This is a genomic window from Pseudooceanicola marinus, from assembly GCF_020177265.1.
GTDB lineage: Bacteria > Pseudomonadota > Alphaproteobacteria > Rhodobacterales > Rhodobacteraceae > Pseudooceanicola > Pseudooceanicola marinus_A.
In genome coordinates this window covers 854503-873860 of record NZ_JAIVMC010000001.1, presented here as the reverse complement: position 1 = coordinate 873860, position 19358 = coordinate 854503, and the positions used below count along the sequence as shown (strand labels likewise).

The window sequence follows — 19358 nt, the reverse complement described above, 5'->3', positions numbered from 1 at the left end:
TGTGCGGGAGGAAGTCCGGGCGTTCAGGACATTCGTTGCGATTATCGGAATTGCGGCAGCCAGCGCGACGCCATCGCGGGTTGCCTTGCATTGCCGATATAATGATCTCGGAAAGACATGTCCAATCCGAACAGGGAGACGGGCTTCGGTCCGATTGTCAGGTGAGCGCGTCAAGAATGAAGTCGGCCCGCGCTTCGACATCGAGCTTTGGCAGAAGGACCGGATCATATCCGAGCCGGTCGAAAGTCTCGATCAGCCGGTGATACTCGGTGACGCCTTTCCTCAGGTCCTGCTGGCGTTCGCTGTCCCTGTGGTAGATGTCGGGCCAGGGCGGGGTCAGGAACACCTGGTGATGGAAGCGGTCATGTCCGGACAAAGTGTCGGACACCGCCACGCTCGCTGCGTGTTCCAGCGCGGCGGCTGCATCGAGAAGTCCGCGATCGAAGAAGACCCATCCTTCCGCAGCTCTCATGCGTTCTCGGTCCCCGGCTGCCATGCCGATGGCCCGCCTCGCGAACGCCTCGAGATCGACCCAGGGGAGAGCCTTCCCGTCCCCGCGCAGTTCCTCCTCCACGATCCTCCTGCCGGGCTCCTCGACGGTCTCGAAGCCTCGCGAGCGCAGTTCAGCCAGCAGCGTCGACTTGCCGCCACCCGAGCAGCCGGAGAGGACGACGTGCCGACTGGCGATGCGGTTCTGCATCGGGGTCTCCTTCATGTTTTCCAGGCTCGTCACGCTTCGAGATGTTCTCGTTCGGGTGGCGCAGCGAATACCCGCGCAACCTCCGCGTCATGCGCGAGAGGGTCGATTTTTGCGCTTCGGGGCCGGCTTAACTCGATCTGCATGCGTGGGGCCGGAATGTTTGCGCCCCGTATCGCGCGGTCGATCAGGGCCAGAACCTCGTCGCGGCAGTCGACATCCCGCTCGAAACGCGACAGCCAGAAGCGAACGGCGTAGCTGTTGCCGTCGCTGCCCAACTCCTGCACCCGCACGTCCGGAGCCGGGTCGGTCTGGATGAGACGTGCTTCGCGCAGGGTTTTCAGGATCAGGGCCTTCGCGGTATCGACGGGAAGTTCATGCGTGAGCTTCAGCGAGAGCTGCGCGCGATACTGCGGCTTCGGCGCCGAGTAGTTGGTGATGCGCCGGCGGGCGATCTGACTGTTCGGCAGGATCATGTAGGTCGAGTCCTGAGTCAGCACCCGTGTCGTGCGCCAGCCGATCTCGATGACGCGGCCGCGGGCGACCTGCTCGATATCGACCCAGTCCCCGATCCGGTAGGGTGCCTCGACGCCGAGCGCGATGCCAGACAAAGTGTCGGCCACGACGTTCCGGATCGCGAAGCCCAGCATCGCGAGTATCAGGCTCGATCCCGCCAGCGCGCCGAGAAGACCTTGGCCCAGCAGAAGTGCGGCCGAGGCAACGACCGCGGCGAAGAACAGCAGAACGGCCACGAGATCCCGGAACAGGCGCGGATAGGGACGGTTGTGGCGCCTCCGGCGATCGGCGAACAAGCCGAACAGCCGGCTTCCCAGCCAGGCCGCGGCAAGGCACCCGACAACGCCGCCAGCCATGCGGAGAGACAGCCCGATCCGCTGCTCGACCTCCCGGTCAAGGATCACCAGGCCGACGGCGACAAGAAGCAGGACCGAAGGCCAGATCAGCCGTCGGAGATGAGAGACCAGTTTCATGTCAGCAGCCCTGTCGCGCGAGCCGTGATGGCCGACGAGACCGGCACCGGAGACAGGTCACGGTGGCGCCGGCGTGTCGCTCGACAGCGGAGCCGCAACGACGGCAGGAAATTCGGATAATAGGGATCGCGCCGCCAAGACTGTGCCGACAGGTGGGGCAGCGATGAGCGGCTGCGCGAGGAAGCGATGCTTTGCAGGAGGGGCAAGCAAGGGGAAGGTGACGGTTCATGAGACCCTCTTTCGACGGGAAGGGAAGGACGCCGAAGCGGCGATTGCCGATATCCCGGAAGGAGAGTCATGGCTTTGTCAGCGCATCGAACGGCTCCTTCCGGGTAGGTCATGGGCCTCGGCAAGGCTCCGGGAACAGCGGATCATCCGGCCTCCAGCCCTTCAGAGGCATCCTGGACGGCAACGTGGAGCACGGTCAGCACCCGCCGCTCTCCATCTCTGGTATCCCAGTGGAGCGATGCGCCCTCGGCCAGGCCGATCAGGGCGACCCCGATCGGCGTCAGGATCGAGATCCTGCCGCGTGCGATGTCTGCGTCCTCGGGAAAGACCGGCGCTACCGTCTTCTCCTGGCCGGTCGACTCATCGCGATAGGTGACCGCGCGGCCGATCGCCACCACGTTCGGCGGGAGCTTCGCCGCCGGAACGATGCGGGCCCGGCCGATCTCGCCGAGCAGCCGGTCGGCGAGGTCAGGGTTTCGCTGGATCGCGCCCTCCGCGAGCGCTTCGAGCCTGTCCAGGCTTTCGGCATCGATGACGACCTTGGGCCGCCGGCCGGTGCCGCGTGAGGTGGAGCGTTGTGCAGTCATCGAATTGTCCTTTCCGCCCTCTGGTGGCGTGGATGCATTGTGGGTAGCCAAATTTTCAGACCCGCCAGAGACGGATCAGACCATCAGGCCGCGTCGTGGTCCGGAGCCGGGCTCACATCCAGCACGACGACTGTCTCGATCTGGCCGTCGTCCCGCAGCAGCGGTACCTTCTGCAGTTTTCGCATCCCGATGAGGGTTGCCCCAAGCAAGGATGCGACGAGAACATGACCCGGGATCGGCACCGGGCTCATGGAAAGCGCGCCCGAGCGCGCGCCCTCTCCACTGATCATGTAGGTGACATGGCATCCGGCCACGACGAGTCCGGGCGGGGCCGGCTCCGGAGCGCCGCGCGAGATCCGCAGCTTGTGGCGCAGGAGCCCGTTCAAAAGCGGGGGGTTGGGCGCATTCTTGGTTCCGCGATGGCGGAGCAGGCGCTCGATGCCGAGCCGGTCCTCGACAGTGAGGAGAAATCCCGTCTCGACAGCGGAGCGCTCGAACAGCGATCGAAAGTCACTGCCCGCAGGCAGATTGCTGATCCTGGTGATGGTCATGATGTGTCTCCCGGGGCGGCGAAGCCCGCGTTCTCAATTCAAGGATGTGAGAAAGCCCCGGGTGGTCGAAGACGCAGCTATGCGCAGACCGCCCGGGGACCCGGGCGGTTCAGAAGCAGAAACCGGAAAAGGTTCTCGTGCGTGACCATGAGGTGAGCTTAGCCGCTTGGCCCAGTCTGTCAATCTTGGTGACCGGAACCGGCCTGGAACAGCACAAGACGGACAGATGTTGAGAACGTGACGGAGGTGAAGCGAATGGCGAAGTTTTCGAAAGGCGATCACGTGAGCTGGAATTCCGAGGCTGGCCGGGTCAGCGGCCGCATCGTGAAGGTCCACGAGGCGGATTTCGACTACAAGGGCCATCGCCGCCGCGCGTCGAAGGAAGAGCCCCAATACGAGATCGAGAGCGACAAGACCGATCATATCGCGGCGCACAAGGAGGACGCGCTGACCAAGCACGACTCGTGAGCGGCGGTTTCGCGACCATCGGACATTCGAACCGGTCGCCGCAGACGGTCATCGACATGCTGCGCGAGGCCGGGGTTCGGCTCCTGATCGATGTGCGGTCATTCCCGAAATCACGCAGCAATCCCGACTTCAACGACGACACGTTTCCGCAAAGCCTGGCCGATTATCAGATCGGCTATCGACACATGCTGGCGCTTGGCGGGCGACGCCCGAAACAGCCGGATGTCGCTAACGATCTGAACGCTTTCTGGAGGGTGCGGAGCTTTCACAACTACGCGGACTACGCCCTCGGCTCAGACTTCCGGAACGCCTTCACCGAGTTGCTCGATCTCGGCCAGAGCCAATCCGTCGCGATGATGTGTTCGGAAGCCGTCTGGTGGCGATGTCATCGCAGGATCATCACCGACTGGCTACTGCTCCATGGCCAGGAAGTGCGGCATCTGATGGCACCGGGTCGGATCGATGTGGCCGAGCTGACCGAAGGAGCGCAGCTTCGGGAGGATGGTGCCGTCATCTATCCCGCCCCCGAGTGACGGCCCGGTGTCGCGGGGTGCGACACCGGGGAGAGCAGATCAGGTATCAGGCACCTCGATTCCGCGCGCCTCGAGCCAGGTGCGCATTGCGTCGATCTCCTGCTGTTGCTCGGCGATGATGTGCCGGGCCAGCTCCATGTTCTCGGGGTCGGAGCCGGCGGCGAGCTGGATGCGGGCCATGTCGATGGCGCCCTGGTGGTGCGGGATCATCCCGAGCACGAAGGCGACATCGGGATCCTCGTGCTGGAGGCCGGCCATCATCTCGTCATGCATCCCCATCATCGACTGTGCGTAGGCGTCGGCGACGGAGGTGTCGCCGAGTTCGGCCGGCGCGATAGACGGGAGATTGTCACCCTCGCGCAGGCTCTCCATCGCCTGCGGCCCGTGCGGATGCTCCAGCGAATAGGAATGCGTCGCCATCTCCCCCTCCTGGGCCAGGATCTCGGCCATGGTCCGGGTGTCGGTGCCGTAGAAGGTCGCGTGCAGGCCCCAATAGGCCGTCGCGAAGATCACCAGCGCCCCGGTCAGTCCGATCGGTACACCAACGAGGGCGCGCCTGATCCAGGACCAGAAGTGCAACTCCCGGGTATGGTCGACCGCGATCACGACAATAATTGCCATGATCAGTGCGTGACCGATCAGGTCGACCCGGCCAAACGGGTAAACTGCGGCATTGAAGATCACGAAGAGCGCGATCGCGGATAGGCGCCGCACCAGTGGCGTGGCAAGCAGGCCGAAGCCCATGGTGAACTCCGCGACACCCGCCATCGGGATGAACATGTCGCGCGGAATACCGAAGGTCAGGAACGGTTTCTCCTCGACGAGTGGATAGAACCATTCAGGGTAGGCGAATTTCTCCAAGCTCGACCACATTAGCGCGATGGCGACACCCCAGCGGAGCACCTCGAAGCGGTGCTTGCGCCAGTCCTCCCGGCCCGAGGACTCGAGGACCAGGTAGGCCGCCACGGCGACGCCGAGCGCCAGGTAATCGAGCAGGTGGAACGGGTCGTAATCGCGCAGGGCGAGCACCCAGAGGAAGATGATCCCGGCCGCCGAAAGCGGCATGGTCTTGCGCGAGACAATCCCGGCGGCGATCAGGAGCTGAAGCCAGCTCACCCATTCGGCCGGGGTCTTGAGGTCGGGCGTCAGGTATACGCCGCCAACCGAGAAGATCGCGACGAAGAAGCCCGCGACCACGATACGGACGAAGTCATCGAGCCTGAACCAGAGCGGGTTCGTGACGCGATCCATCGCGTCGAGCGCCGTCTCTCCGGCGGCAGTGCGCTCAACGAGACGAGTGGCGATGAAGAATACCAGAACCAGAACGATGCCGCTCCAGAACCAGGGATCGGTCAGGGTCCGGGTGATTGGCGCCGGCGCCGCGTCGACGATGTAGGGCGCGAACCACTTCACATGAGCCGAGGCCGCAGCCGGCGCCAGCGCGCCGGTGAACGCGAGGGCGATGCCGAGGCCTGGTTTGCGGGGGAGGGAGGACAGCATGATAGATACCCCTTTCTTGTGAGGGATTGCGGTCAGGTTTTTGCGCTCATGGTCGCGAGGTCGATCGGACCTGCGGCGGGCGCATGAGCAGGGAAGGTGGCACGCGACAGGATCGTGCCGCTCTCGTCGACGACCAGGCGCAGGGCGCGGCCGCCGGAATAGAAGGTCATGCGCCAACGGCCGGCGTCCTCGTCGACTCCGGTCTCGCAGCGGCTGGTGATATCTCCGGCACGCAGCTTCGCGGGTACCTCGGCAGGTGGAAGTCCGAAGGCGGCCCCCACGATCTCCGCGTCGACCACGAAGCCGTCGGCGGTAAAGGATACGCTGCTCATCGCACTTTCCTTTCAGGCTACGGCCGGAGCGGGCGCCGGCAAAGCGATGTCGGCAAGCGTCGATCTGTCGAGTTCGGCCAGAAATGCGGTTTCGGCGGCGTGAAGCTTTCCCTTCAGCAGGCAGACCGGCGTGACGCAGCAGGCGCCTTGGGAGGAGAAGCATTCGACCAGTGCCTGGTCCTTCTCGAGGAGCCGCACGAGATTGCCGAGGCCGATCTCGTCCGCTGGTCGGGCGAGCATTGCGCCGCCGCCCGCGCCACGTCGCGTGGCGACAAAGCCATGCCTGGCGAGGCGCTGAATGACCTTGTTGAGGTGATTGCGGGAGATGCCGAATTCGTCAGCGATCTCGGCCGTCGAAAATGCGCGCTCCGGGGCGCTGGCCATCCGCATGAGCGCGCGTAGACCGTAATCGGTGAAGCTGGTTAGGCGCATCTGGCGGCCTCACTATGAATAGGCATTTACAATACCTATTATAGGTCCTAACCCGCTCTCGCAACAACCGCTCAGGCCAGTTCAGCCATGACCCAGACGCAATCCTTTCTCCCGCCGATCCGCTCCGCGCGCCCCGCGATGACCTTGGAAATGATGCAGAGGACCGGTCTCAGCGAAGCCGTACTCACCGACCTGGTGCACAGCTTCTACGGCAAGATCCGCGTCGACCCGGTGCTCGGTCCGATCTTCGCGGCACGGATCGCAGATTGGGGGCCGCATCTCGATAAAATGGTCGACTTCTGGTCATCCGTGGCGCTGATGACCGGCCGCTACCACGGTGCCCCGGTCCCCAAACATGCGGGCTTGCCCGTGACGTGGGCGCACTTCCATCGCTGGCTCGAGATTTTTCGCGAGACGGCGGGTGAGGTCTGCACGCGGGCGGGGGCCGCGCACGTGATCGAGCGGGCGGAACGGATCGCCCGCTCGCTGCATATGGCCAGCCAGGATGCGCACCGCGCAGAGGGAAGCGTCCCCAACCTGAAGTGACGGAGAAAGGTTGGCAGATGCCAACACGGGAATGACAAGGTCCGCTATCCAGAAGCGGCAGCTTCCGGCGCTGGCTTCGGGCAGAGACCTTTCCGCCGAGCAGGAGCAGGACTGCTGCTTCCACACGTCAGTCTTGACACCTCACCCTGGCGGGCTCGCTCATGATGGCAGTGCGCCATTGCGCTTACGAAGCCTTACGATTGTTGACTTACGGAGGCTAACGACATATCTTTGCGTCAAGGAGAGGCCCTATGCACTTCATGACGCTCAAGGAAGACGCGCGGTCCGGTTTGCCCCATGGGGCGAAAAGAGACCTCGACCTGATCGACGAGGCCCTCGCGAACCGGGGCAAGAGAGCCCTGGCCGAGGCCGCATTGCACATCGCCGCCCGCATGGTCGAGCAGGCGCAGGAGATTTCGGGCCAGGAGGCGCCTCTCAGCCAGCCCGAGGAGGATGCGCTTGGACGCCTTGGTGTCGATGCGACCGCCCCCATGTCCGATGCAGAGTTCTACCGGTCCGATCCCCTGTTGGAGGGCATGACCCGTCAGGCTCTACTGACGGCCGATGCCGTTCCACTCGCCGAGGCGGCGCGGCGCATCGGCGTGAGTGATGCCCGTCTCCGGCAGCGCATCGCTGCCGGCACCATGATGGCCATTCATCGTCCCCACGGGCGAGGTTGGCTCATTCCGGCATTCCAGCTCGAAGCCGAGGGGGAAATCCCGCATCTCGGCCGCGTTCTTTTGGCCGCCGGTCGTCCGGTCTCCGCTCAGGCCATGGACCGGTTCTTCAGGATTCCGCGCGAAGACCTTGGCGGGGCCTCGCCCCGAGACTGGCTCATCGCGGGCCATGATCCATCAATCGTCGAGCGCATCGTCGCCGGCCTCTGATCGAACGCCGTCCGCTGATGGACCATTTGCCACGATCTCCGGGGAAAGCATCCCTGTCGGCGATTCCGCCTGCCGTATTCAGGTTGGGCGCAGGCAGCGAGATCCTGCGTATATGGTTTTCCGCAAGCAGGCATGCCTCCGGATTTGCGCATTTTCGAGATTTCGGGCCGACAGAGTCGCGGTTCGATCATCATCTGCCGGATGCCGCGGGACGGCCGACGATCGGAGCACGCGCCATTCTCTATGCCATTGATGTGGAAGCGGACCCCCATGCGTTTACCTCGGCTCTGGCTGAGGTTTTCCAGGACACCCGGACGATCGACCTGACGACGGGCGGCCCTCGTTTGGCCGTGGTCCGGCCAACCCGCGATCTTTCCCTTCTCGACCTGACGGGACACTGGACAACGCGGGCAGGAGCATCGGCCGGCCTGTCCAGTGGACCGAGGGCAATCACGAAGGAATGGAGCCGGGATTTCTACGACGCTTATCCTGCCTTGGACGGGCTTCGATATCGTTCCGCGATGTCGGGAGGGAGCAGCCTGTCGCTGGCGCTCTACGAGAGAAGCAGGTCCGCGATGCCGGCCGCGCCGCATGTGGACATGCCCTTGTCTCACATGGCGCTGAGAACGAGTTTGGTTCGTGCCGCACGGACCCTGGGATATGTCGTCCAGACCTGATTGGCCCAGAGCCCGACATCGGGCGCCGCCCTCCGAAAGACCAGAGAGTTCAATGCCTAACCTTTCTCGCTTGGGTCGATCACCTTGATTCCGGTGCCCTCCAGGAGGTGATACGGGGCATTTCGGACCAGGGCGTCAATGTCGACCTTGGGCCGATCGTCCTTTGGTTCGCGCATCATGAGAAAGCCCATGATCATCACCAGCAGACTGTTCCCGACGATGGCGCTGGTGAGAATGACTTCAGTGCTGAATATCTCGGTCATGCAGTCCTCCTTTCGAGCTCCAGAGATGCCCGATGCTGGCTCGCCCTGAGCCACCCCCGCGCAAGCCGTGCAGCGTCCGGGCCGGCGCGATGAGGGGCAGGGCGCCGCTCTACCGTCTCGTAGAGCAGATCCAGAGCGTATCCGTCGAACATCGCGAAGGATGCGCCGTCGAAATCTTCGACCGAAGGGTTCTCAGGGCGCCCGGCAGCTCGGAGCAGGCGGTCCAGCCATCGAGTCTCGAACTCAGGGGCATCAGAGACAAGCCTACGGCCTCCGATAACCCTGAACAAGGTCTCGGCCACTTCTGTTGCCGAGGGCGCATCCATGAGCTCTGACAGGGAAATGCCGTGAACCGATGCGCTCTGCGGTGACCAGTCGTCTATCGCCCAATCGGGTGCCGGGCGAATGAGGGAAGACCAGGTGCGCACTTCTCCGTGATCGAGCCACGAGAGTCCGATCTCGATGGGCCAGCTTGCCTCCGACAGACTCGACGCCTCGAAGTCCAGGATCGCGATTTTCTCTACGGTCGCATCCATGGTCTCACCCTTGGCGCACCGTTGAAGGACGATAGCTGGTGCTGGCCTGCTTCACCGCTCGACGAACACGGGCGATATCGGCCAAGCGAGCATGGGAGGATTGAGCTTGCGACGGGCGATGGAAGGTTGAGCGGACATCGCGCCCTTCCGGCTTGAGGAACCATCCGAGTGCCGTGAGCGCCTCTTCCGCGGCATCGCGGGCTTCATGCCGCCGGGGGCGATCAGTCACGCCTGGTTCAACATGGGCTATCTCGTTGTCTTCGCAGCTATAATGTCGCTGCACCTCCATGCTTATGACCAGTCCCGGGAATTCTGCATCAAGCCAGCACACGACAGCGCGTGCATCATCATCAAGCCGCCGCGCGGCCTCGCGGGTCCGCTGCATCGCCAGCAGGTCCTCGGGCGACCTCTGGATTGGCGATGCTGTTGGTATTGTTTCCCTGTCGCCTGGCATGATCGGATCTCCGGATATTTCGCCCCTGTTCAGTCTTCTGCGAGCGGTTCGTTCAGGTCGATCTCCATGCCGTCGACGAGCTTTTGCGCGCGGCGTGTCCATTCACTCCCGAACGGCTTTAGGCGCATGGGGTCGGAAACGATCTCCTTTTCGAGGAAGCCGAGAAACGCCTGGGTGGTAGATTCTCCCTTCAAGGTCTTACCCTCCAAATCTTAGTCAGGCAGCAACCGAGATGCGCGTTCGAGGTGTCTCGATAGCCAGACGTCCCGGTCCGGCAGTATCCTTCGCCTTGATCACGATGTCGATGTCGCAACCAAGCTTCACCAGCATGCGCAGAATCCTGTCGGCGGTGATGCCCTCAAGCTTCCCGTTCATGATCTTGGAGACATGAGACTGAGGGATTCCAAGAGCCTCTCCGGCATCGCTTTGGGTCAGGTGACTATACCGGATGGTCGACGACAACTGGATTGCAAGAGCGGCTTTCAAGCTCATCTCTTGAGCGTCTTCGAGACCAAGATCGTCGAATACATTGCCTGATACGTCGGTGATTTCTTCGTGCATGGCGGCCTCTTTCTCGGCTCAACCGCGACAATCACGGCAGACCTGCATTTTTTATACTCATTTAAGTATATCGCGTCGATCTTCAATGCACCCGCCATGCAAAGTTGGCAGCTGCCAACCGTAATCGGCTTGGATGCATGAGTTTCCCAGCGTTAGATCCTCACCAGCGGCAGTGAGGACAACGATGCAGGACGAAGACCGCCTGAAGGCGGCATGGAACCAGAAGACAATCCCTGTCGCGCTTCGCCGTGACGGCAAGGGTGAGCGGGTCAGGGTCCGCCTTCCTTATGCGGACGACAACTATACCTGGCTCAGGAATGGCCGGCGCATCCGCCCAAGCTGGAACCCGGCACTGGGATGCTGGGAAATTCCCAAGGCTTGGTTCAATGACCTCGTGAACCGCTGTCTTCGTCGCTGGGGGCTGATCTATGTCATCCAACCCTACCAGGAGCAGGAGATCTGCGCTCCGGCCTGCATGAACGCCATCGGCCATGAGTGCCAGTGTTCTTGTATGGGGGCCAACCACGGTCAGGGCGACGATGGCGGCTGGTTCTCGACGAGCGAGGCCTTCGCGGCCCGATGGGGCGACCGTCAGCTCGCCTGTCGTCTCATGACGGTCAGCTCCGAAAAGTAGGGGCCCGGCCGATACGGCCAGGCCCTGCGATAGGTGCGCGGATGATGCTGTCGGTCAGATAGGATGCCGGTCGCGGACAAATCACAGATTGGGGCGATCCTGTTCCGGAACCTCCCACGGGTCCTCCAGGGTGACGATGCCGTAGCGGTCGCCGTCGTGGCCAGCCTTCGGGAGAAAGGTGATCATCCCGATATCCAGGATCATCCCCTTGTCGTGCATATGCTGCTGTCGAAAGTGACCGAAGTGCGTGAGATGACCGAGGCCTTCCAGCTCGAGGCACAGCGCGGAGATCGCTGCCGAATACTCGAGTCTCTGGCCGGCGCTGCTCATATCCCAGATCCCGTCCAGGTCAGTCATCCAGTCCGAGATCGCAGCAGTCAGTTCGAGGGCATCGTCGGCTTCCACCGCTCCGGCATTGATCAGGAGCCCGTGCCATTCGCGGTTACGGGAATAGAAGTCGTTGGGCTTCCTGATGGGGGATGTCGGCACGAGCAACGTCTTTTTCAGGGCGCGCTCCATTTCCTCCTGCTGGCGCTTCTCCTGCTCGGGTGTCGGCTTGGAGAAGACCGTGATGTTGAACCCGAGGCCGCGCGCGAGGCTTCGCAAGGTCTGCACCTCGGGCACCGGGCACGTGCCGACCGCTTTCCACCTTCTGGATCGTGCGGACCGTCAACCCGGAGGCGTCCGCCAGGTTCTCCTGGGTTAGAGAGAACATCTTGCGGATATACTTGCACTGGCTCGCGATATACTTGGCGTCTCGTTCCATCGTCTCCATCAGATCACTCCATGTTGCTGACAGGAATAGCATGGCACGCCGGCTCCTTGGGCGTCCCCGAACGCAACCCGAACGCTGGCGGTCATCCCGACCCCGGACCGCTGTCCTTGCACCAGTCAATCCGCCCCTGCCGGATCCAGAAGTGACACCGGCACTCGTTCGTCTGGCGGACTGACGGCGAGATGGTCGGGCGCCTCAGCCAGTCTGACATGGCCGTCCACCTGGGCCTCCGGTTCTTGCTGAGGGACAGCTTGATGGTTTCGCCGCAGCCACCTGGGCAGTGGAAGCAGGCCCATTTGTCGACGCCATCGCGCACGATGGTCATCTCACCCGGCACGATCTGATCCGGCGTCGGGTGTGTGGGTGTTACCCTGGCGACCAGGGCACTTCGCGGAATGAGGCGGAAGAGCTCGAGGCTCTTCCGCAGAATGTCGATCATCATGCCACTCACCCGATACGATCCAGGAACGGCTCGATGTCGCCGAGGCCCCAGTATTCCTCGCTGCCGCAGACCGGGCAGTCCGGCCGGGGCTGCGCCGCCTGCGAACGCTCGAAACCCTTGTCGAGCTTGCGATAGCGTTGCCATGTCCATCCGCCGCCGCCGCGGAAGTCGACGAGACCGGCAAGAAGTTCGTTCACTGCCATGGTGGCGGCCTCGGAGGTGAAGGTCACGACGGCCGGCGCGGGATTACCTCCGCCGCGGACGTAGGCTTCGGTCTTCTGCCGTTCATATTCGGCGGGGTCCGATCGCTGGAGGTCCTCTTCGCGAGCCCTGACGCGATCGACTGTGCCGCGGCAGCCGTGGCACGCCGTCGTGGGAAACAGCACGCTGACCCGCGCGGCCATCTCGAGGAGGCCGGGCTCACCATCGTCACGGGGCATGAGGACCAGCCCGACATCGATGACCGGGATCAGGTAGAAGTGCGCCACGCGGTTCAGGTAGAGGCGCCCGGCGTGATCGTCCGTGCATCCGAAGATGACGTCGCAGGATTTCAGCGCGTCACGGATATGCGGCGCATCCACCCAGCTGTTCATCGACCGGATCTCGACGTCGAGACCCATCATCGTCACCTCGCGCGCCATGACGTCGACCTTGGGCACCGCGTTTTCGGCATCCTTTCGGGTCGCGCCATACAGACGGTTCAGGTTGGAATGCTCGACCACGTCATCGTCGATGACCACGATGCGCCCCACGCCGAGGCGAGCGAGAAGATGGACCACCGGGCTTCCGGTGCCGCCGCAGCCGACCACGGCAACGGAGAGCTGCTTGAGGAGTCCGTTGACCTCCGGCCCGAAGGCCAGTGCCTGCCGGGCCAAGGCTTCCGACGGGGTCGGCACGTCGGTCGACTGGATCTCGAGCCGAGTGCCGATGACGGTCACCCGGTGACAGGGCAGGGGTGTCATGTCGTCTTCCCAGACCCGTGCCCGGTAGAGGCCGTCACCGACCTGCACGACGCTCACCAGGCGTGTCCCCTCGCCGTTACGGTTCCAAGCCATGGTGAAGAGGTCGCGCTCGTTGCGATCGTCCTGGTCCGAGAAACCGTCGAAGCCTCCCGGGTGACTATGAACGATCGCCGGCACCAGGCCTTCCTCCTTGGCCTGGCGACAGAGCTGGGCGAAAGAGTTGGTGTTCCAGGTGACATGCTTGTCGCTGGCATCGACGCGGTCTTCCTGCGGGATCGCGATGACCTCGTAGGAGGTGTAACGGGTCCGCGGCTCGAGGTCCCAGGGGTCCTGCGCGATCTCGCTTTTGCCGAGCAGCATGTAGGCGGCGCCCTCGTGCCCACGGGGGTGCGCGAGCAGCGCCTGCAGCTTGTCGCGGTGACGGGCGTGGAGGGTGATGTCGCTGCGCTTCATGCCGCCACCTCCAGGGCCTCTTCGACCCGCTTCAGCATGGTCCAGATGCCGTCGGTGCCGGGACGCCACTGGTTGTTGTGGCGAGACCAGCGCTGCCAGTTCTGGCCATCGAAGGCCTGGCGTGCCTGCGTGCAGCGGGGCTCACGCTGGCCGGCAAGGAGCTTCAGATGCGGCACGGCGTAGAACATGTCGGGGGCGACCTCGGGATACGAGGGCGGCAGCAGGATCAGGATATCCGCCTGGGCGACCTGATACTTGCCTTCCGGCAGCGTGATCCCGGTGAGGATCACGCCCTTCTTTCCGCCTTCGATGACCTCGCGAACGGTGAGGCCGCGACCCTCGAGGTAGCGGCGATCCTGACGGGGGAGGAGGCTCATGCCGCACCGCCTTCCGTGGTCTGGGGCACGCCGGTGAAGAAGTGCTCCAGGCCCGCATCCGCGAGACAGATCAGATCGGTGTCGCCGATCAGGATGTCATCCTTGCCGGGGATCACCTGCCAAACGGCGAACTTGGCGGGATCGACCCCGGCCAGCTTCTTGAGCACGCGCCCGCTGATGACCTTGTGGCCCCACTCGAGACGCTTGCCATCGATGTCGAAGCGGAAGGATTCCGCGCTCGGGAAGACCAGGAAGCGCTCGACCTGGCCGGGGCGCAGGTCCGTGGTTTCCTCGAGGCGCAGTTCCTCGAGTTCACCGTTGCGCAGCACCTGGAACACGAGATGTTCCTCGGCCTTGCGGAAGCCGGCCCCCTCGATGATCTGGCGGCCGGTGGGCGTCGGATCGTCGATGACGGCGTCGGTGAACTTCAGGTCGTGGTCGCCGACCTGGACCTTGTAGGGCCCGTGGTCGCGGGGCTTGCGGCCGGCCTCCAGGGCGGCCAGGAGATCTTCGATTTCGATCGGTTCGGTAGACATGGCAGCAAATCCTTTTCTTGTCTGCTCGACGCCCGCAGCAGGCGCCTTATGCCCCCTATGCTCCCGACAGGCGGCCCATCGGACGCTGCCGCCAGAAAATTCTCAAAAATGTTTCGCGTCGCCTGATACCGGGCCTATAGCGGCACGGCGAGGCCTGCGCTTCTACCAGATATTGACGGTGAATTTTGGGGCACAACTTGGTATGGTGTGCTCTCCGTCGGCGCTCCCGAAAATCGAAGCCCTCGGAAAAATTCCGAAGACGATGTCCGATGGGCAGCTTCTCGGGAGCATATACGAGTGACAGGCAATCGAGCGGCTCATGAAAGACGACAAAGACGTAGACAAGTTCTACACCCCCGAAGACGCCACCGAGGCAATTCGAAACCTGTCAGCCGAACAGAAGCGAAGGCTCGCGGCAGTAGCCAAAAGGCGCGCCTGGTTTGCGGGAGACCCTGAGGGGTTGCTGCATGAAGCCATCGCAAGCACAGCAATGGGGAGGAGACGATGGAACCGTTCCGTCGATATCGTGCGCCATCTGGACAAGGTGATGCAGAGCATCACGTCCAATGCCGCGAAGCGGAGAAAGGTCGCCGCCGACAAACGCGAAGAGCTCTCGATACGAGAAGAATGGCGGGATGAAGAACCATCGACCGAAGCCGCGCTCGAGGCCCGCGAGTTCCGTGAGGAGCAACACGCGAAGGCCATCGAACTGTGCGGTGACGATTGGGAAGTGCAACTTCTCGTAGAAGGTCTGCTCAACAACAGCACGCCGGAAGAGCTGGTCGAGCTCTTCGGAAGCAAGACCTCATATGAAACGGTCCGAAGAAGAATGAATCGAAAAATCGAGAACTACCGGGCCCAAGGTGATAACCGATGACGAAAAAGAAGGACCCCGGATTGACCCGTCTCGAAGACGAGATGGTGGAGGATGTCTTTGCCATGAGCGACGCCGAGATCGAGGCGGAGCTTCGGGAAGAGGGCGTCGATATCAACGCGTTCGACAAGGAAATGGACGATCTCTTCGCATCTGCCCTCGCAGAGGGTGGCCAGCGGCGCCTGCAGGGCGCTCGCAAGGCGGTCGACCTGCATAATGAACGCCAGAAGCGGAAAGAGCAGCAAAAATCCCAGGACGAGCTTCGCGCGCAGATCGCAGCGATCGTTGCCGGCAACCCTGACCTGACGATGGCCGCCCGAAACTTCGAGAAGGAGCATGACGGCGATCTGGAGGGGGTCCTTGAGGACCTGCAGGAGCTCACGGGTGACGATTGGGATGACGATGAGTGATGCGCACCATCCGTGATCCAGAGGAGTTGCTAAGGGAATTTGGGATCTCGCGCCCCGAGCAGATCGACTTGGAGGCCATCGCCTGGACGCAGAACGCGCGCGTTCAATACCGCCACCTGCACGGGTGCGAGGCCCGGATTATTGGTGCGGGGAACCGTGCGAAGATCTCCCTGAAGCCGGATGGAAACCCTCGTCGGAGGCGTTTCTCGCTGGCACACGAGATCGGCCATTGGCAATGCCATCGGGGTCAGACCCTGATGTGCCAGTCTGACGATATCGAGACAGGCAGCACGATCGGGAAACTTCCAGAGCGTGCTGCCGACCGCTTTGCCGCGCAACTCTTGATGCCCGAGTTCCTGATCCGTGAGAGCCTCCGTGGCTACAACAACCGGTTCGACATGGGAACCATCAGGGCGATGGCCGAGGACTTCGACATGAGCCTGACGGCCGCGGCGATCCGGCTGGTTGAGCGCAACACGCTGCCAAGCTTTCTCGTCTGTCATACGCCGAAGGGGCGAAAGTGGTTCACGCGCTCGCCGAAGGTGGACCAGCGATGGTTCCCCATGGACCACTTGGACAAAGACAGTCTCGCGTTCGACGTTCTGTTCGGAGGAGGGCCAGAAGACAGAATGCTGCGCGCGAGCGGAGCGGATGCCTGGTTCGACAAGCCATGGGCGGACGAGATACCGATCAAGGAACAGACTGTGCGCATCTATGACGATGTGGTCCTGACGCTGCTGGTCGTGCAGGACGAGCGCATGCTTGCGGACTGATGTTGGCAGCTGCCAACTCGGAGGAGGGGACGTTGCGCAGACTGTCACAGCGCGGTTCTTTGTTGATTTCTTTGCTTTCACCCTATATGTGGATGACAGGGCGACAGACCGGCTGAAACAGCGCCCACCCACCTTTACGGTTTTCGCGCGAGCGGATGGCAAGTGGTAAGTCGGATCCCAGGGCTGCCTTCGGGCAGCCCTCTAACTTTTCAGGCACCCTCTTTGAGACGTCTCAACGGGTGGCGAAGACCAGCGGTCGTCCCATGAACACGTTCTGGATCAGCATGGCGAACCGGACGGCATTCGGCCTGTTGGGCGGGGCGTAGGGCGAATCCTCCCTGCGATAAGCGCTCTCGACGCGGAGTTCGATGTGCTTGTCGCGCTTCCTGTTGATCTTCTTGACCTCGAAGAACAGGTGATACCGGTCGTCTCTCTGCGGTGTCTCGACCGCGAGAAAAACGTAGTTACGCTTCTCCCAGGTCTGGAACACCCGAGCCCCTGGCAGCCCCGCCAGGATCGGCTGAAGGTTGTGACTATCGGCGTAGCGGTCCGGGCAGAAGATCCGTTGATCGAAACACATCTCGTCCGGATGGTCTCCCTCGACATGCGCCCTGGTGAAAACGTGCGATTTGTAGACTACCCGCACACGCCGGTTGTTGCCGTCCGGCGTAGGGCAGAAGAACTCGAACGGATCGAGATGCGCCAGGGCAATTTCCTGGCCAGCGACGAAGAAAGGGTCCCAGTAAATGCTCTGTGGCGGTGGCGGATTTGTCATTCAGCGCGATCGGTAAGAAGAGAAAAGACGGGCGTTCTACCCAGTTCAAATAGGAAGAGGCAACGGCCGTCGTGAAATCTGCGGGCTCCTGTCATGCCGAGGGCTTGCTCAGGACGGATCGGAATCCTTGTAATCCTGATCGGTTGGCATCTGCCAACTCTGGCTCCCCTTGGTCGCCTGCCGGATCCCCCACATCATGGCTTGAAAGGAGCTGGTATCCGCCCGGAAGGGGATGTTCACATACATCCTGCCGTCCTCCTGCGGGGTGACCTCCACGCCGCGGTCTGCGAGCATTTCGAGCCAGATATCAGCGATCGTCTCGAACTCCGTCAGGCTTTCCCACTGCCCGTAGCGCTCCCAGAGAACGCGATGAGCGTCGCGCAGACGCTGGAAGAACGGAGAGAACCAGTGCCCCTCGAGGGCCTCCGATATCTCTCGAAGGTCGGCTTCAATGTCCTGACCGAGTCCATCGGCGGTGCCCAGCACGTAGGAGGCATATTTTACGAGGTTACCGGTGTTCCGCTGCGCTTCGATCATGAGCGCGTCGTAATCGGCATCGTGCCGACACTTCAGGATCGCCTCCCGCACATTCGGTCCCGCTTCGCCAAGGATGTTCAGGAAGACGCTCTGATAGTTCTCGGACGGGTCTTTACCGAAGCCTGCAGAGATACGGCAGGCGGCATACTCATCCCACGAGGCCTCGATGACCTCCAGGCGGAGCGCTTCATACCAGGTTTCCGCCCTGTAACGGAGGATCATGCCTGGAAATTGCCGATCCTTGATGGCGTTGATTTCGACATGCGCACATTCGTGGGCGATGGTGTGAACTGCCTCCTGGCAGGCCTCGCTGTCGGGCTCCTCCATGAGGCCTTCCAAGAAGGCCGCATTGAACAGGATGTGCGATTTCAGAACGCCCTCACGAAGAACCGCCGGGGTCATCGCGATGCCGATGCCCCACTCCTTGCTGAACGACAGCTCAGAGGATGTCTCGACTCCGCGATCCAGTTCTCTCAGGGCTTCCCCATAGTCGTAGGCCAGTGTCACGCCATCCAGGGTCTCGAGGTTTATGTGCTGACCGAAGATATTGATCAGCCCGAGGACGTTCGATCCGATGGCGCGAGCATCTTCCTCGCGAGCGTAGTTCCTGGCTGAGGCCGAGAGGTCTGTCGGCGTGGATGTCTGCGGTTCTTCCGACACTTGATCGTCCTTGCTCTGCCTGCACATCGAAGGTGAGGTCTCCTCGTGGTGCCGCAAATCGCGGTCACAGCCTGCTCCGCACCTCCCGGAACAGCGCCTTGATCTCCCCCCACGGCCTTTGAGCTCGGCCGGTCGAATTCCGTGATCGCCTGGCCCGAAATCAGCGCCTGCATGAACGCCTTTCTCTGGCCGAGCCGCGCCTTGGCTACCGGCACGTCCGGATAGAGCTCCTGCAGCACCGCCGCAGTGTCGTCGCCCTCGGGCCCGACGGAAGCCACCTGACTCAGGACGAAGATCCCCGGCCGGCCGGTCTGCTTCATGATCTCGACCATGCCCGCGGCCGCGTTGATGTCAAAGGGGCCCGGACGAATGGGAATGACCACCAGGTCCGCTGCACGGATCGCCGCGTCGATCGTGCCGCCGGCATGGGGCGGCGTGTCGATCACCACGTAGTCGGCGTCATCTTCCTCGGCTTGGGAGAGATAGGCGATCTGCCCTGCCACCGCGCCGGAATTGACACTCGAAGGTCCCTTGAGTGACCTCTCGGTTGGGGATCGAATTGAGAGCTTACGACCTGTCATTTGTTCGCTTCAGCCTCCTCTATTCGCATAGCATGTCAGCCGTCTTCTTCACCATCGTCTTGCCATTTTTTTTCAAAGTTGGCGCGCGCTGCACGATGGCGCTCCTCGATGATAGTGGCAATGTCTGTAAGCATCATGAGACGAGCTGCCTTTTGACGTTCGTCGAGCCGAAAGTAGGGTACTCGGACTTCCCCACTGTCGACTTTCCTGGCCAATGTGTCTGCCTCATAGCCCCAGTATTGAGCCGCCACCTCAAGAGGAATTAAGGGTGTGCCGCCGAAGTGGGCCAGGAGCATATCAAGTGTTGTCATCATTACCTCCGCATGGT

Annotated in this window: 30 protein-coding genes; 9 read left to right on the top strand and 21 right to left on the bottom strand. The window is 62.5% G+C overall.

Going from position 1 to position 19358, the window contains the following annotated elements:
* Positions 1–157: 157 nt before the first annotated feature.
* The 4 genes from LC066_RS04070 to LC066_RS04055 form a co-directional block, all read right to left on the bottom strand.
* Complete coding sequence (locus LC066_RS04070) at positions 158–700, bottom strand: AAA family ATPase (RefSeq protein ID WP_149758402.1); 543 nt, start codon at positions 698–700, stop codon at positions 158–160.
* Between the two features lie 29 nt (positions 701–729).
* Positions 730–1686: a mechanosensitive ion channel family protein gene (locus LC066_RS04065; RefSeq protein WP_149758401.1), complete on the bottom strand. Its 957-nt coding sequence runs from the start codon at positions 1684–1686 to the stop codon at positions 730–732.
* 371 nt (positions 1687–2057) lie between these two features.
* Complete coding sequence (gene rnk / locus LC066_RS04060; RefSeq protein WP_149758399.1) at positions 2058–2501, bottom strand: nucleoside diphosphate kinase regulator; 444 nt, start codon at positions 2499–2501, stop codon at positions 2058–2060.
* 83 nt (positions 2502–2584) lie between these two features.
* Entirely contained in the window at positions 2585–3052 is a 468-nt protein-coding gene (locus LC066_RS04055) for a hypothetical protein (RefSeq protein ID WP_149758397.1), read from the bottom strand.
* Between the two features lie 255 nt (positions 3053–3307).
* On the opposite strand from LC066_RS04055, the gene LC066_RS04050 reads away from it, so the two are divergent.
* Entirely contained in the window at positions 3308–3520 is a 213-nt protein-coding gene (locus tag LC066_RS04050; RefSeq protein WP_224896622.1) for a DUF2945 domain-containing protein, read from the top strand.
* Complete coding sequence (locus LC066_RS04045) at positions 3517–4053, top strand: DUF488 family protein (protein ID WP_149758389.1); 537 nt, start codon at positions 3517–3519, stop codon at positions 4051–4053. The genes LC066_RS04050 and LC066_RS04045 overlap by 4 nt, the downstream gene beginning before the upstream one ends.
* Before the next feature lie 39 nt (positions 4054–4092).
* On the opposite strand, the gene LC066_RS04040 is transcribed toward LC066_RS04045, so the two are convergent.
* The 3 genes from LC066_RS04040 to LC066_RS04030 are packed head-to-tail and all read right to left on the bottom strand — an operon-like array spanning position 4093 to position 6317.
* Positions 4093–5553, bottom strand: a complete 1461-nt coding sequence (locus tag LC066_RS04040) for a DUF305 domain-containing protein (protein WP_149758388.1) — start codon at positions 5551–5553, stop codon at positions 4093–4095.
* Between the two features lie 32 nt (positions 5554–5585).
* A complete protein-coding gene (locus LC066_RS04035; protein WP_149758386.1) occupies positions 5586–5885 on the bottom strand; it encodes a DUF6522 family protein in 300 nt (99 codons plus the stop codon).
* 12 nt (positions 5886–5897) lie between these two features.
* Positions 5898–6317 (bottom strand): Rrf2 family transcriptional regulator, encoded by a 420-nt coding sequence (locus tag LC066_RS04030; protein ID WP_149758384.1) that lies wholly within the window; start codon positions 6315–6317, stop codon positions 5898–5900.
* Between the two features lie 87 nt (positions 6318–6404).
* Between LC066_RS04030 and LC066_RS04025 the strand changes: the two genes are divergently transcribed.
* From LC066_RS04025 to LC066_RS04015, 3 genes are all read left to right on the top strand, one after another.
* Complete coding sequence (locus LC066_RS04025) at positions 6405–6863, top strand: group III truncated hemoglobin (RefSeq protein WP_223163171.1); 459 nt, start codon at positions 6405–6407, stop codon at positions 6861–6863.
* Positions 6864–7114: 251 nt separating this feature from the next.
* Positions 7115–7750: a hypothetical protein gene (locus LC066_RS04020; RefSeq protein ID WP_149758382.1), complete on the top strand. Its 636-nt coding sequence runs from the start codon at positions 7115–7117 to the stop codon at positions 7748–7750.
* A 17-nt stretch (positions 7751–7767) separates the two neighbouring features.
* Positions 7768–8427 (top strand): RES domain-containing protein, encoded by a 660-nt coding sequence (locus LC066_RS04015; RefSeq protein ID WP_149758380.1) that lies wholly within the window; start codon positions 7768–7770, stop codon positions 8425–8427.
* Between the two features lie 56 nt (positions 8428–8483).
* Here the strand turns inward: LC066_RS04015 and LC066_RS04010 are convergent, their stop codons facing one another.
* From LC066_RS04010 to LC066_RS03990, 5 genes are all read right to left on the bottom strand, one after another.
* Positions 8484–8690 (bottom strand): hypothetical protein, encoded by a 207-nt coding sequence (locus LC066_RS04010; protein ID WP_149758378.1) that lies wholly within the window; start codon positions 8688–8690, stop codon positions 8484–8486.
* Positions 8687–9226 carry an exonuclease domain-containing protein gene (locus tag LC066_RS04005; RefSeq protein WP_149758376.1) on the bottom strand — a complete coding sequence of 180 codons (540 nt, stop codon included), beginning with the start codon at positions 9224–9226 and terminating at the stop codon, positions 8687–8689. The genes LC066_RS04010 and LC066_RS04005 overlap by 4 nt, the downstream gene beginning before the upstream one ends.
* Before the next feature lie 4 nt (positions 9227–9230).
* Positions 9231–9611: a hypothetical protein gene (locus tag LC066_RS04000; protein WP_224896621.1), complete on the bottom strand. Its 381-nt coding sequence runs from the start codon at positions 9609–9611 to the stop codon at positions 9231–9233.
* Between the two features lie 98 nt (positions 9612–9709).
* Positions 9710–9874, bottom strand: coding sequence for a type II toxin-antitoxin system PrlF family antitoxin (locus LC066_RS03995; RefSeq protein ID WP_188129773.1), 165 nt, complete (start codon positions 9872–9874; stop codon positions 9710–9712).
* Between the two features lie 22 nt (positions 9875–9896).
* Positions 9897–10241: a helix-turn-helix domain-containing protein gene (locus LC066_RS03990; protein ID WP_149758370.1), complete on the bottom strand. Its 345-nt coding sequence runs from the start codon at positions 10239–10241 to the stop codon at positions 9897–9899.
* Positions 10242–10425: 184 nt separating this feature from the next.
* Between LC066_RS03990 and LC066_RS03985 the strand changes: the two genes are divergently transcribed.
* Positions 10426–10875 (top strand): hypothetical protein, encoded by a 450-nt coding sequence (locus LC066_RS03985; RefSeq protein WP_149758368.1) that lies wholly within the window; start codon positions 10426–10428, stop codon positions 10873–10875.
* An 81-nt stretch (positions 10876–10956) separates the two neighbouring features.
* Here the strand turns inward: LC066_RS03985 and LC066_RS03980 are convergent, their stop codons facing one another.
* The 5 genes from LC066_RS03980 to LC066_RS03955 form a co-directional block, all read right to left on the bottom strand.
* The gene (locus LC066_RS03980) at positions 10957–11499 is read right to left on the bottom strand and encodes an XRE family transcriptional regulator (RefSeq protein WP_224896745.1); all 543 of its coding nucleotides are present in this window, start codon (positions 11497–11499) and stop codon (positions 10957–10959) included.
* 233 nt (positions 11500–11732) lie between these two features.
* Entirely contained in the window at positions 11733–12092 is a 360-nt protein-coding gene (locus LC066_RS03970) for a DUF6527 family protein (RefSeq protein WP_224896620.1), read from the bottom strand.
* Positions 12093–12097: 5 nt separating this feature from the next.
* Positions 12098–13507: a ThiF family adenylyltransferase gene (locus LC066_RS03965; protein ID WP_224896619.1), complete on the bottom strand. Its 1410-nt coding sequence runs from the start codon at positions 13505–13507 to the stop codon at positions 12098–12100.
* Complete coding sequence (locus tag LC066_RS03960) at positions 13504–13884, bottom strand: E2/UBC family protein (protein ID WP_224896618.1); 381 nt, start codon at positions 13882–13884, stop codon at positions 13504–13506. Before LC066_RS03960 ends, LC066_RS03965 begins: the two co-directional genes overlap by 4 nt.
* Positions 13881–14420, bottom strand: coding sequence for a multiubiquitin domain-containing protein (locus LC066_RS03955; protein ID WP_224896617.1), 540 nt, complete (start codon positions 14418–14420; stop codon positions 13881–13883). Before LC066_RS03955 ends, LC066_RS03960 begins: the two co-directional genes overlap by 4 nt.
* Positions 14421–14739: 319 nt before the next feature.
* Between LC066_RS03955 and LC066_RS03950 the strand changes: the two genes are divergently transcribed.
* The 3 genes from LC066_RS03950 to LC066_RS03940 are packed head-to-tail and all read left to right on the top strand — an operon-like array spanning position 14740 to position 16477.
* The gene (locus tag LC066_RS03950; protein ID WP_149758351.1) at positions 14740–15297 is read left to right on the top strand and encodes a hypothetical protein; all 558 of its coding nucleotides are present in this window, start codon (positions 14740–14742) and stop codon (positions 15295–15297) included.
* Entirely contained in the window at positions 15294–15704 is a 411-nt protein-coding gene (locus LC066_RS03945; protein ID WP_224896616.1) for a hypothetical protein, read from the top strand. Before LC066_RS03950 ends, LC066_RS03945 begins: the two co-directional genes overlap by 4 nt.
* Entirely contained in the window at positions 15704–16477 is a 774-nt protein-coding gene (locus LC066_RS03940; RefSeq protein ID WP_149758430.1) for an ImmA/IrrE family metallo-endopeptidase, read from the top strand. Before LC066_RS03945 ends, LC066_RS03940 begins: the two co-directional genes overlap by 1 nt.
* Before the next feature lie 232 nt (positions 16478–16709).
* Here LC066_RS03940 and LC066_RS03935 read toward each other — a convergent pair whose 3' ends face one another.
* The 4 genes from LC066_RS03935 to LC066_RS03920 form a co-directional block, all read right to left on the bottom strand.
* Positions 16710–17252 carry a hypothetical protein gene (locus LC066_RS03935; RefSeq protein WP_224896615.1) on the bottom strand — a complete coding sequence of 181 codons (543 nt, stop codon included), beginning with the start codon at positions 17250–17252 and terminating at the stop codon, positions 16710–16712.
* A 108-nt stretch (positions 17253–17360) separates the two neighbouring features.
* The gene (locus tag LC066_RS03930; protein WP_224896614.1) at positions 17361–18449 is read right to left on the bottom strand and encodes a hypothetical protein; all 1089 of its coding nucleotides are present in this window, start codon (positions 18447–18449) and stop codon (positions 17361–17363) included.
* The gene (locus tag LC066_RS03925; RefSeq protein ID WP_224896613.1) at positions 18341–18952 is read right to left on the bottom strand and encodes an AAA family ATPase; all 612 of its coding nucleotides are present in this window, start codon (positions 18950–18952) and stop codon (positions 18341–18343) included. The genes LC066_RS03930 and LC066_RS03925 overlap by 109 nt, the downstream gene beginning before the upstream one ends.
* A 113-nt stretch (positions 18953–19065) precedes the next feature.
* Positions 19066–19341 (bottom strand): pyocin activator PrtN family protein, encoded by a 276-nt coding sequence (locus tag LC066_RS03920; protein WP_188129772.1) that lies wholly within the window; start codon positions 19339–19341, stop codon positions 19066–19068.
* Positions 19342–19358 lie beyond the last annotated feature (17 nt).